This is a genomic window from Arenibacter sp. ARW7G5Y1, from assembly GCF_003201775.1.
GTDB lineage: Bacteria > Bacteroidota > Bacteroidia > Flavobacteriales > Flavobacteriaceae > Arenibacter.
This window is the reverse complement of record NZ_QJJZ01000004.1, coordinates 125627-138585: the sequence shown is the minus strand read 5'-3', so window position 1 is coordinate 138585 and position 12959 is coordinate 125627. Positions and strand designations below refer to the sequence as shown.

The window sequence follows — 12959 nt, the reverse complement described above, 5'->3', positions numbered from 1 at the left end:
TGTAACCCTAATTTATAGATTTCAGCGAATTTGTATTGGGAATCGACAAAAGACGAAGTTGGCTTTACTTTAATAAGATACTCTATGATTTATTGGCCAACTGTCCGCAGGCAGCATCAATATCCTTACCTCTAGAACGCCTTACGGTCACCGTTATACCATTTTTCTCCAAGGTATTCACATACTTTTCAATGGCTGCGTTATCGGCTTGTTGAAATTCCCCATCATCTATGGGGTTATATTCAATGAGATTGACCTTGGAGGGCGCAAACCTACAGAAATCCACCAAGGCGTCCACATCCCTTTGGGTATCGTTAATACCATCCCAAACCACATATTCATAGGTGATCCTACTTTTTGTTTTTTGGAACCAATATTCAAGTGCCGCCCTTAAGTCGGCCAAAGTAAAGGTTGCATTGAAGGGCATTATGGAAGTCCTTATTTCATCGATGGCGGAATGCAGGGAAACCGCCAATTTGAATTTCACCTCCTCATCTGCCATCTTCCGTATCATTTTGGGCACGCCCGAAGTGGATACGGTAATACGTTTGGGAGACATCCCCAATCCTTCCGGAGAGGTAATCTTATCTATGGCCTTAAGTACATTGTTATAGTTCATTAAAGGCTCCCCCATCCCCATAAAAACAATATTGCTCAAAGGGCGATCAAAATACAACCTACTCTCGTTGTCAATGGCCACCACTTGGTCATAAATCTCGTCAGGATTAAGATTTCGCATCCTTTTTAATCGGGACGTAGCGCAAAATTTGCAATCCAAACTACAGCCCACTTGGCTGGACACACAGGCGGTGGTTCTTGTTTTTGTGGGGATCAAAACAGATTCCACAATAAGATCATCGTGTAGTCGTACCGCATTTTTTATGGTTCCGTCACTACTGCGTTGCATTTGATCTACCTTTATATGGTTGATTACAAAATTTTCCTCCAACATCTGCCTGGTTTCCTTGGAAATATTGGTCATATCCTCAAAGGAATGGGCCGATTTTTGCCACAGCCATTCATAAACCTGGTTGCCCCTAAAAGCCTTGTCTCCCTTGGATTCAAAGAACAACCTAAGCTGATCTTTGGTAAAGGCCCTTATATCCCTTTTATTTTTTGCAACTTCCACTTTCTAAAGATAAATGATTCTATAAAAAAATCCCGTCAATCCACAATTATCTGCGATACTGACGGGATCCTAGTATTTATTTGGATACTTATATGATCAACATAGCATCCCCGTAAGAATAAAATTTATACCCTTCCAATATTGCTTCTTTATATGCTTTTTTCATCAAATCGTGCCCCATGAAAGCCGAAACCATCATTAACAGGGTGGATTTTGGCAGGTGAAAGTTGGTCACCATGGCATTGGCAATACTAAAATCGTAGGGAGGAAAAACAAATTTGTTCGTCCAACCATCAAAAGTGTTCAAGGTCTGTTGGGAAGATACTGCGCTTTCCAAAGCCCGCATAGCGGTAGTACCTACAGCACAAATACGGCGCTTCTTAACTTTAGCGCCATTGACAATTTCCGTTGCCTTTTCATCTATGATCAATTCCTCACTATCCATCTTGTGCTTGGAAAGATCCTCCACTTCCACAGGATTAAAAGTACCCAAACCTACATGTAGGGTAACCTCGGCAAAATCGATTCCCTTTATTTCCAATCTTTTCAACAAATGTTTGGAAAAATGCAAACCGGCCGTTGGTGCCGCTACTGCACCTTCGTGCTTGGCATAGATAGTTTGATATCTTTTTTCGTCTTCGGCCTCTACCTTACGTTTAATGTATTTGGGCAAAGGAGTTTCACCTAGTTCCTTTAATTTTCTTCTGAAATCGGTATAGGAACCATCGTAAAGGAACCTCAAGGTTCTACCTCTAGAAGTAGTGTTATCTATAACCTCTGCTACCAAAGTTTCATCATCACCAAAATAAAGTTTGTTGCCAATTCTTATTTTACGAGCCGGATCTACCAAAACATCCCAAAGACGTTGTTCCTCGTTTAGTTCACGCAATAAAAAAACCTCTATTCTAGCGCCGGTCTTTTCTTTGTTCCCATATAATCTTGCTGGAAAAACCTTGGTGTTGTTAAGCACCATAACATCGCCTTCATCAAAATAATCTATAAGATCCTTGAACATTTTGTGTTCAATTTTACCAGTATCCCTGTGAACCACCATTAATTTGGACTCATCTCTGTTCTCTGCCGGATATTCTGCCAATAATTCGTTTGGAAGTTCAAAATTGAAGTGCGATAATTTCATTTAGTATATTCCTTAAATTTAGATTAATGTTTAGCGGCTGCAAATATACGACGAAGCAAGGGGCGATGTCAAGTAAAACCCCATTTAAATAATAATCAAGCAGTTTGCACCTTGAATTTCAGATTTTTCATGTCCTCCCAAAAGTCCGGATACGATTTGGATACCACTTCCGCATCGTTCACGAACATTGAAGTCTTTAGGGCCAGGGGGGCAAAGGCCATGGCCATTCTGTGGTCGTTATAGGTGTCTATAGCAATTTCTTTTTTTATTTCCTTGGATGGCTCCAGAGTCAATGTTTTGTCGGTGACGGATATGGATGCTCCCAACTTGGTCAATTCTGTCTTTAATGCTTCCAGCCTATCGGTTTCCTTAATTTTAAGGGTATGTAGGCCTGTCATATGACATCCTACGCCCAAACCTAAACAAGTTACAGCAATTGTCTGCGCTATATCCGGGGCATTTGCCAAGTCCAAATTGAAAGTGCTATTGTTGGGTGCTGCAATTTTTTTCAAAATAACCTCATGATCGCGAAAACTGGTTTCCACCCCAAAATCCTGGTAGATTTCCTTAAGGACACTATCCCCCTGAAGGCTATTCTTATTATAGGCCGATAAGGATATTTCCGTACCTATATCACAGAGTGCCACTATACTATAAAAGTAGGAGGCGGAACTCCAATCCGATTCCACCACCTGGGTGGTAGGTTCAATGTTGGATTTTGCTGAAACCTTAATGGTATTCCCCTGAAAAGTACTCGCTACCCCAATTTGGGAAAGCAGGCCCAAGGTCATTTTTATATATGGCACCGATGTAATTTTACCTACCAATTCCAACTCAATTCCATTTTCGAGACCTGGTGCTATAAGCAATAAGGCCGAAATATATTGGCTACTGATATCCGCTGGGAGACTAACTTTATGTTTCGTTAGCTTTTTACCTTTTATGGCAATAGGCGGATACCCTTCATCGTTTAGGTAACTTATTTCCGCACCCAGACTCCTGAGTGCCTCCACCAATACCTTTATAGGCCTTTCGGTCATTCTTTTGGATCCGGTGAGTGTTACTTCCTTATTCTCCTGAGACGCAAAATAAGCGGTTAAAAAACGCATAGCCGTACCGGCATGATGAATGTCCACTACTCCATTGCTGATCTGCAACCCCTTTTGCATAACCTCCGCATCATCGGAATTGGAAAGGTTATCTATTTTTATAGAGGGGAACAAGGCCTGTAGCAATAACAACCTATTGGATTCACTTTTGGATCCCGTGATTTTCACTTTTGATTTTATCAGGGATTGCGGAGGGGCAGATAAATGTAGCTTCAATTTTTATGGAATTTTTAAGACGTATTTACATTATTATTTGTTTCTGAACGAAGAAACAAAGACAAGCTACAAATATAGCACTATTTCAGCTTTTTATTATTGTGGTGCCGATTGTGATCCCGTTTGGTTTTTAGGTTTAATTTTTTATCAAAAGATTCCTGTAGGTTTATTCCTGTCTGATTGGCAAGACACAATACTACGAATAGTACGTCTGCCAATTCTTCCCCTAAATCCTTATCCTTGTCCGACTCCTTCTCACTTTGCTCGCCATAACGTCGAGCGATAATACGGGCCACCTCCCCTACTTCTTCCGTCAACTGGGCCATATTGGTAAGTTCGTTAAAATAGCGTACCCCATGGGCCTTGATCCATTCGTCTACGGCTTGCTGTGCGTTTTCTATATTCATACTATCAAATTTTTGTCAAAACTACCTTTTCATCCATTTTTCCTATCATCAATTTAAAATACTCCCTTAAGGTTTCATAATATAATGGAGAAATAATGGGTTGCTCAATTTTAATACTTACTATTAGTTGAATTCGATCGCTTAATGCGGTAATATTATAGGCAAAGCTACCCAATTCATCCGGCAACATTAACAACGCCGACTCGGGCAATGTTTCAATGACATATCCTTCTGGAACGATTATTCCTATTCTAAACTTATTTTCTGATGCATACCCAAAATCCACAGGGAATTCTCTCTTTTCCAATTTAAAGGGATTCTCTTTGGTTCTTAAAAAAAATAATGGAGAAAAGTACATTCTATCTCCTATTACTTCAACCTCATTGTCTTTTTTAAATTTATAAGATTCTATTACCGATTGGGTTAAATCCGTATTATTTGAAACTTTAAAATCCAAAATCTCCATACCTCCAAACTTATTTTCCGATGTTTCAATGAATTCATCTTCTTTGCCTCCATTATACTCGATTCTGTAATTCATAGCGTCATGACCAGTCTTAATACTTCTAAATTCCCCAGCCAAATTGCCATTATCCCCTAATTTCACATTAAGATATACTGTTTCCAAGGCAGTAACTTTGGGATATAGATTAACCATTACCGAGCTGCCATCTTTTTTGATCATCCTACCTTCCCAATTCAATACCCTTAAAGGTAGCACATTTACGGTACCGTAAATACTCGTAGCGTCCAACAACATAATTTCATCATCAACCTCCACACCTGTAATCACATAATTATAACCCTCCCGTGTTGGAAATATAGGTATGCCGTTATCACGTGTACTTACCAATACCGGATTGGCATTTAACCCAATACTTCTTAGCATAGCGGTAAGCATCAAATTGATTTCAGCAACATTGCCATTATGCTCCTTATAGGCCTGTCTAACACCGTCATCGGTATATTTACCATAGTAACCATTCCATTTTACTTTTGATTTAACCAACTCGAAAATTTTATATATTTTTTCTAAAGGGTCGGTTATGTTCAACAATATGGCCTCCATATCTTTTTCAAAATATCCTGTTTTGTTCAGTTCACTACCAAAATTTGCACTCTTGTAAATTGTGTTCACAACATCCTCCCATGTTGTTGAATAATATTTAATTGGGCTGTTGGGAAAATCTGTATATGATAATTCATATTTGACGGATGACCGATAATTGTCCATATTATTGACAAAAGGTTCTAGTTTTAAGGCCGGAATATCTACAAGATCATAAACCGATATTTTCTTTTTAAAATCAATTGTAGATAGCTCAAAACTTGTATTGATTGGAGAGTACTTTACGCTTTGGGACCTAGTTTTCGACTGAATCGTAATTTTGTCATTCTTGGTCTCAATCACTGGTATTACACTTAAAAAACCCTTGGTATTGACCCTAAAATCAAAATACTCAGGCACCTCAAATATGGCCAGCAACTTTTTAACAGGAACATCGTGTTGGAATTTGAATTCATCCACTACCGAAATAAAGGGCGATAGTACTTTATATTTATACTCAATTACAGAACCTTCCTTGACATTGGGAAGGGTGAACGATTTTTGTTTGTAAAACTTGGACAATTCCAAATCGAACTCACCATCGTCCTTAAGTTTGCTTTCCTCAATTTTATCATCTACCAAATTATAGGTAAAGGCCTTTAATTCCGTAAGTTTTTCGTTATCGCCACCGTCCTGGAACAGATTTATTTTTTTTGTGGCATAATCAAAACCATCCTTGTTATATACTTTAACCCTTTCATGAACCTCGGTAACCAACTGAAATCCCTCATTTTGATTATAATTAAAATACGACTTCCTGTATTTATAAAGATAGGTAGCGACAGCGGATGTATCGGACTTGTTATATTTTTCCAATAGTTCTTCTTTGGACACCTTCCCAAAATCATAATCTTGGGCCATTATTACTTGCATATTTAGGAACAGGCAAATCAGCAATAATTTTTTCATGTGGTTGGTTATTCTTTAATTAATACAATTTTGGCATTATCATTTTTCGAAACTTCACGTATAAAATTCCTATAGTTTTCATATTCTTCCTTAGGATACGAACCCTCAGAAACCTCAAACATCCTCATATACTTTAATTTAACATTCGTTACCCTCTCAATTTTTACGGTATACCTTCCAAATATATTTTCAAGGGAAACATTTTCAGGAATAAAATCAACTGTGTAGCCCTTTGGTAAATTGATTTCGTATTCATCGGTATCTATAAATCCCCGTTCAATTTGTAAGGGCAATTTTCTATTTCGATACCTATTTGGAGTATAGGTATTTCTATTTAATACGTTGGGGGTTAATAGTATTCGATCACCTGCATGGGAAGAAAAATTAACGGCTTTGAAACTTACTGATTCGGTGAAATTCAACTTTTCCCTGTCATTTTCAAACTTCATATCCTTTATCTCAATGTCCCCTACATAATCCCAACGATTTTTATAGTATTTATCCTGTACGCGCTTCTCCTCTTTTTCTATATGAAATTTATTATTGTATTGAATCCCTTTAGATACTATTTTGGCACTTACCTCAATACTTCTATCCCCAAAAACGCTCAATTCCGCTTGTGTTGCCTGGCTATTTTCCAAGGCAGAATATTTTGGTGTCCTGATGATTTTTCCACCCTCAGGAGTAATAACAAAAACATCTCGGTTATCGGTAAAATCTCCTAAGAAACCAAATGGCATGGTTTGACTGGTACATTCCAGCCAAACAGATCCCTTATTTTCAATAGGTATATTTAAAATAACATGATTTGCCTGCCCCAATAAAGAAGCAAAATCCTTATCCATGTTGATTTGTTTACTCGATGTAGCGTAAACTTCAGTGTAATTAGACTGCACACCAACAGCTTCAAGCAAGGCTTTTGTATAATTTGTCAGGCCCTTACAATCCCCATATTTAACCCTATCTACTTCAGATGCCGCTATAGGCCGAATTCCGCCAATACCGACTTGCACACTAATATATCTTGTATTCTCCTGCACATATGTATATATTTTACGTGCCTTTTCTATGGGGTCATCTATTCCCAAGACAAGATTCCGGACCTCCCGCTTTGTTTCTTCTGAAAGGTCGTTCCGTCCGGTCAGTAAATTATCATACAACCATTTCCCTAAACTTTCCCAATTCCCTGTCTCCCCTGTATAACCTTCGTAATAAAAATTCTTGGGGGCAACCATTAATACAGGACTCAAATCCCTGAAATCAGGACTAAGCTCTTCCGATACAACCGCTTTTAAATTTTCGGCTACATAACTAAGATTCCCCTCTTTACTCTGGTCCTTAATGTTATATCCATTAAAAAATTTCTCCTTTTTAATTACGCCAACCGAACTATCATAAACAATATCGTAGGTACTTTTTTCTGTACTAATTTGATAGCCGTTCAAGGGTCGCCAGAAAGGAATCCATGCCGAATTGGCGGTAGTTGTTTCATAATTAAACTCGATAGTATAGGGATACTCTGTGGGGATGTAATTTAAATATTTTATTCTGCTATCCTCATACAAAGAAAAGCTACTAACAGCGGCAATATCCTTAAAATCACCATTTTTAAACTTTTTGATTTCATTTCCAAATTTATCATATACTATAGCACCAAGGTTTCTGATATTTATCTTATCATCATAATAAACATGTAGATCCGAATGACTGGATCCCTTCTTATTTAAAATGGTTACAACCCGTTTATGAATATGTTTTAAATTTTTGGGATTTGCTATTTCAATTCTGGTAGCATCCAATCTAATGACTGCGTTGGCATTGTCAACCAATAAATTATCCAACACAAGGGACTGAAATTCATTTTTTTGAGCCTTTACATAGAAGAGGGTCAAACTAAGGAAAAGGCAAAGATAAAATCGCATCAATAATATGAAAGTAAATATTTATAGCGTCGAAAAATAGTACTTTTCGTACAGCACTTTCAAAAAAATTCGATGAAATTAATTATTCTCTGTTCTTTGTATCTATTTGAATAGTAACCGGCCCATCATTAAGTAGCGCCACTTTCATATCCGCCCCAAAAATACCCGTTCCAACCTTTTTTCCAAGATCTTTTTCCAGTTGTGCCACAAAACTTTCATACAAGGGAATAGCCCGCTCCGGCTTTGCCGCTTTGATATAACTGGGCCTATTTCCCTTTTTTGTGGATGCATGTAATGTAAACTGACTAATTACCAAGGCCTCCCCTTCCTTCTGATGCAGGGACAAATTCATGACCCCCTTACTATCATTAAAAATCCTGAGGTTCACAATTTTATTGGAAAGCCACTTAATATCCTCTATTGTATCCGCATCCTCTATTCCCAAGAATATAAGAAGTCCGTTCGAAATTTTTGAGATTTCCTTCCCCTCTACCGTTACACTGGCCGTAGTGACCCTTTGTATTGTTGCACGCATTATTTTTCCCCGTAAATATCCGTTCTGTAATTTTCCTGTTCCCCGCTCAACATCTGTACGTAACTTTTATACCTGCTCCAGGCCACTTCGTTATTCTCCAGTGCCTTCTTTACTGCACAGTGGGGTTCATCCAAATGCAAACAATTATTAAACTTGCACTCCCCCTTTAACCTAAAGAATTCAGGAAAATAATCCCCTATTTCCTCTTTCTCCATATCCACTATTCCAAACCCTTTGATTCCAGGGGTATCAATAATCTTGGCCCCACATTCCAAATCGAACATTTCCGCAAATGTGGTAGTGTGTTGCCCCTGCATATGCTGGGAGGATATTTTTTTTGTCTTTAGGTCCAATTGCGGTTCAATGGCATTGACCAAAGTAGATTTCCCTACCCCGGAATGCCCGGAAAACATACTTGTCTTACCAATCATCAGTTCCCTTACCTTATCCACATTTTTTCCGGTCTTGGCCGAAATCCCAATACACGTATACCCAATTTCCCTGTATAGGTTTGCCAGATATTTTATCTCATCCAGTTCCTCTTCATTATAAGTGTCTATTTTATTAAATAACAAAATAGCGGGAATATGGTATGCCTCCGAGGTTACCAAAAATCGATCTATAAAACTTGTGAATGTAGGAGGATTATTTAAGGTTACCATTAAGAAAACCTGATCCAAATTAGCGGCAATAATATGGGTTTGTTTAGATAGATTTACCGACTTTCTAATAATGTAATTCTTCCTATCCTTGATTTCGGTAATAATGCCCTGTAATTTTTCATCGGCTCCATCCACCTCAAATACTACCACATCCCCAACAGAGATAGGATTGGTACTTTTTATTCCCTTGAGCCGAAATTTCCCTTTTATCCGGCATTCGTAGAAAGCGCCTTCCCCAGTTCTAACACTGTACCAACTTCCGGTGGATTTATATACGGTTCCTTCCATTAAAATGTTCTGACATATTAGTTTACAAAGAAACAACTTTAGTTTTATACTAGCTTTTAAAATTCGTCGTTGTTAAACAATCATTAATCGTAAAAAACACAAAAAAATGAAAAAAATGAAAAATTTTATGCTCTTTACCTGCTTAGTAATTATGGGCATTACGGATGTAAATGCACAACAATTCAAAGTAATCACCAGTGTCGAATCCATAATTCCCAGTGGTCTGGGAAGATCTAGGATCATTAGCGCCACAGAGGATAGGGATTATAAGGAATTTACCAGCGAACAAACGGAGGAGGACAATACAAGGAATAAATCTGACCGGGGTGATATCCGGGTGAAAAATTTTGAAGAAACCAAACTTTTAAATTTTTACAATATTGGGGGCATCAGATTCCAGAACATTGCAGCCAATGACGCCTTGATATCGTCTAAAATAAATGCCATGGTAGCGGAAGGATGGGAATTGGCCTTTGTTACCAGTGCCGTTGAGAGTGATAGTGGGAAAGACGATGGACAGGGAATTTTTATTACCCGGTACATATTTAAGAAGTAATCTTCCTGTTCAAAGAAAACCAAACCCGGCCGCTTTGGCCGGGTTTGGTGTTTAAAGTCCAATGTAAAGAGGCGTCTAATCCATAACCTTCACCCTTCCGCCCGCAAAGGTATTCTTATTGACCGATCTTGGGTTTCCATAAACGTACACATCCCCGCCAGCTTTAATATTAATATCTACTGCTTCTGAAACATACATTTCCGCCTCCCCAGCAGCCGTTATCTTAATGCTGGCTTTCTCACTCCGTAGCGGTTTCCCTTCAAAAACCCCTCCTGTATTTAAGACCACCTCTTGGTTTATAGTCTTTCCAGAAGCCTCAACAATGCCACCGGTAACACATCGTACGACCAAATGGTGCACATCTAGTCCGACTTTTATTTTAGCCCCTTCCTGAGTCTTTAGTTCTATCTTTTCTTGACTCAAGGTTTCATTGACCGTAATTCTAGCTCCCTCATTTCCGTCGATTAAGTCTATATTTTTGAAATATACCTCTACAAAGGTATTTTCACCGTGAAACTTTTTGTCCAGTTCCATTTTTATTTTAAGGACTCCATTCTTATTTATTATTTGGATGTCATCAACATTATCCCCTTTTACCAAGACCTTATTTTCATCGGATTTTATAAGGTTAACCTCTATTAGATCATAGACCTTCACCTCGTTAAAATCACCCACGGATTTATCAACTATTCGCTGTGAGACGCCTACAAGCGATAGAAATAGAAAACCAATTACCAAAACATTTTTCATTACCCTTAATTTTTTATTAAACTTATACCTTAATATTTGGGAAACTTTGAACTATTAGTTCCATACACTTGGTAAAGATGGTACAAAAGTAGATTTGTTACACTAAAAGGTACAAACAATTAACTTTATAAAATATCCATCATCCAATTCCAACCTCATCCAGAATTTCATGGAGAGAAGATGCTACAATTTATCCCTTAAAACGGGAGGAAAACATTGAGTATAAAAAAACCACGCCCAAGGGCGTGGTTTTAACGGTATACCAATAAAATAGTTTATGTATTAATGATCTTCTCTTGGTGATTTATGGATTCCTGGTGTATTGCCTTAAACATCTTTAAAACAAATTCCTCGCTTAATCCCTTTGCTTCCCCTTCCAAGATCATGGCACCCAAAATCTGATTCCATCTATTGGATTGCAAAACAGCCACATTTTTTTGTTTCTTCAACAATCCTATCCCATCGGAGATCTTCATTCTTTTACCTAGCATTTCTATCAACTGACTATCCAAGACATCTATTTGCGCCCTTAAGTTGCTAAGTTTACTATTGTATTCGGCCTCCGAATCGGTTTCTTTTCTAATTTTCAAATCCCTCATAATCTGGATCAATTTATCCGGAGTTACTTGCTGTGCGGCATCGCTCCATGCGTTATCCGGATCAAAATGGGTTTCGATCATGAGACCGTCAAAATTAAGATCAAGGGCAGTTTGTGAAACGTCAAAGATCATTTCCCTATTTCCTGTGATATGTGAAGGATCATTGATTAAAGGCAAATCCGGAAATTTATTTTGGAACTCAATCGCCAATTGCCATTCAGGAATGTTCCTGTATTTTGTCTTTTCATAAGTAGAGAAACCTCTATGTATAGCTCCTAAATTTTTAATTCCGGCAGTATACAATCTTTCTATTCCTCCAAGCCATAAAGCCAAATCTGGATTAACCGGATTTTTTACCAATACAATTTTATCGGTTCCCGCTAGGGCATCCGCAATTTCTTGCATTATAAATGGGCTCACGGTTGATCTGGCACCAATCCACAATAAATCAATGTCATGTTCCAATGCCAACTTTACATGGGCAGCATTAGCTACTTCGGTACAAGTTTTCATCCCTGTTTCCGCCTTAACTTTTTGTAACCACTTTAAACCTAAAGCTCCAACCCCTTCAAACATTCCAGGACGTGTTCTTGGTTTCCAGATTCCGGCACGGTAGTAATTTACATCGGTATCTTTTAAATCATTGGCAATTCGAAGCACTTGCTCCTCTGTTTCCGCACTACAAGGCCCGGCAATTACTAACGGATGGTCCAATTTCATATCGTCCAACCATGTTCTCATTTCTTTTAAATTTTCCATTTCTATACTCTATTTTTTGTTAAGTGGTATTCCGTTTAATATTTCCTTTATTTTATTGGTACTATTCATTTCCTCATAAATGCCTTCATAATCGTCGGCTATCAACATTGCCTTAAACTCCTTCAAATTTTGTATATATTCTCCCAAAGTCTCAACTACATTTTCCTTGTTCTGCTTAAAAATGGGAGTCCACATGGCCGGTGAACTCTTTGCCAATCGCACAGTACTTTCAAAACCACTGCCCGCCATATCAAAGATATCACGTTCATTCCTCTCTTTTTCGATAACTGTTTTTCCCAGCATAAAGGAACTTATATGTGACAAATGTGAAACGTATGCGATGTGTTTATCATGTGCCTCTGGATTCATATATCGTATTCTCATCCCCAGTTGCTGAAAAAGTTCCAGCGCTCTTTCCTGTAATTTAAAGGCTGTTTTCTCTATTTCGCAAATAATATTGGTCTTTCCCATAAACAAACCCTCAATGGCCGCAGAGGGTCCTGAAAACTCGGTTCCGGCAATTGGATGGCAAGCCAAGAAATTTCTTCTCTTGGGATGATTTTCCACAACTTTACAAATAAGTGCCTTTGTAGATCCCGCATCAATAACTACGGCATCATCATCAATGGCATCCAGGATTTTGGGCAGTTCCTGCACCATAACATCCACAGGGATCCCCACTATAACAAAATCGGCCTCGTGCAATTGACCATAATGAGCCTTTTCATCTATTATAGACAACGACAAAGCTTCATCCAAATGCCCCTCATTGGCATCAATGCCATAAATTTTGGAATCCGGCCTATGGCGCTTAATATCCCTGGCCAGAGATCCACCGATTAATCCAATACCAATTACAAATACATTCATAC

General features: G+C 38.3%; 12 protein-coding genes. 1 reads left to right on the top strand and 11 read right to left on the bottom strand.

Translation table 11 applies throughout. The features are described 5' to 3' along the window. Positions 1-82: 82 nt before the first annotated feature. The 8 genes from rlmN to rsgA all read right to left on the bottom strand — a co-directional run bounded on the left by rlmN (position 83) and on the right by rsgA (position 9423). Positions 83-1129 (bottom strand): 23S rRNA (adenine(2503)-C(2))-methyltransferase RlmN, encoded by a 1047-nt coding sequence (gene rlmN / locus C7972_RS07555; RefSeq protein ID WP_110355615.1) that lies wholly within the window; start codon positions 1127-1129, stop codon positions 83-85. Positions 1130-1217: 88 nt separating this feature from the next. Continuing rightward, a complete protein-coding gene (queA, locus tag C7972_RS07550; protein WP_110355614.1) occupies positions 1218-2267 on the bottom strand; it encodes a tRNA preQ1(34) S-adenosylmethionine ribosyltransferase-isomerase QueA in 1050 nt (349 codons plus the stop codon). A gap of 95 nt (positions 2268-2362) precedes the next feature. Next, entirely contained in the window at positions 2363-3592 is a 1230-nt protein-coding gene (locus tag C7972_RS07545; protein ID WP_110355613.1) for a 3-phosphoshikimate 1-carboxyvinyltransferase, read from the bottom strand. 80 nt (positions 3593-3672) lie between these two features. Continuing rightward, positions 3673-3999, bottom strand: coding sequence for a nucleotide pyrophosphohydrolase (locus tag C7972_RS07540; protein ID WP_110355612.1), 327 nt, complete (start codon positions 3997-3999; stop codon positions 3673-3675). A 4-nt stretch (positions 4000-4003) separates the two neighbouring features. After that, complete coding sequence (locus C7972_RS07535) at positions 4004-6016, bottom strand: DUF3857 domain-containing protein (protein ID WP_110355611.1); 2013 nt, start codon at positions 6014-6016, stop codon at positions 4004-4006. A gap of 8 nt (positions 6017-6024) precedes the next feature. Further along, entirely contained in the window at positions 6025-7938 is a 1914-nt protein-coding gene (locus C7972_RS07530; protein WP_110355610.1) for a DUF3857 and transglutaminase domain-containing protein, read from the bottom strand. Positions 7939-8020: 82 nt separating this feature from the next. Then, the gene (dtd, locus tag C7972_RS07525; protein WP_110355609.1) at positions 8021-8473 is read right to left on the bottom strand and encodes a D-aminoacyl-tRNA deacylase; all 453 of its coding nucleotides are present in this window, start codon (positions 8471-8473) and stop codon (positions 8021-8023) included. Next, on the bottom strand, positions 8473-9423 hold the full coding sequence (rsgA, locus tag C7972_RS07520) for a ribosome small subunit-dependent GTPase A (RefSeq protein WP_110355608.1): 951 nt from the start codon (positions 9421-9423) through the stop codon (positions 8473-8475). Before rsgA ends, dtd begins: the two co-directional genes overlap by 1 nt. A 115-nt stretch (positions 9424-9538) precedes the next feature. Here rsgA and C7972_RS07515 point away from each other — a divergent pair, with 115 nt between their 5' ends. Beyond that, positions 9539-9979 (top strand): hypothetical protein, encoded by a 441-nt coding sequence (locus tag C7972_RS07515; RefSeq protein WP_110355827.1) that lies wholly within the window; start codon positions 9539-9541, stop codon positions 9977-9979. Positions 9980-10054: 75 nt separating this feature from the next. On the opposite strand, the gene C7972_RS07510 is transcribed toward C7972_RS07515, so the two are convergent. The 3 genes from C7972_RS07510 to C7972_RS07500 form a co-directional block, all read right to left on the bottom strand. Next, a complete protein-coding gene (locus C7972_RS07510; protein ID WP_110355607.1) occupies positions 10055-10729 on the bottom strand; it encodes a head GIN domain-containing protein in 675 nt (224 codons plus the stop codon). Positions 10730-11004: 275 nt separating this feature from the next. Continuing rightward, the gene (locus C7972_RS07505) at positions 11005-12087 is read right to left on the bottom strand and encodes a bifunctional 3-deoxy-7-phosphoheptulonate synthase/chorismate mutase type II (RefSeq protein WP_110355606.1); all 1083 of its coding nucleotides are present in this window, start codon (positions 12085-12087) and stop codon (positions 11005-11007) included. A gap of 9 nt (positions 12088-12096) precedes the next feature. Then, positions 12097-12957, bottom strand: coding sequence for a prephenate dehydrogenase (locus C7972_RS07500; RefSeq protein WP_110355605.1), 861 nt, complete (start codon positions 12955-12957; stop codon positions 12097-12099). Between the last annotated feature and the right edge of the window lie 2 nt (positions 12958-12959).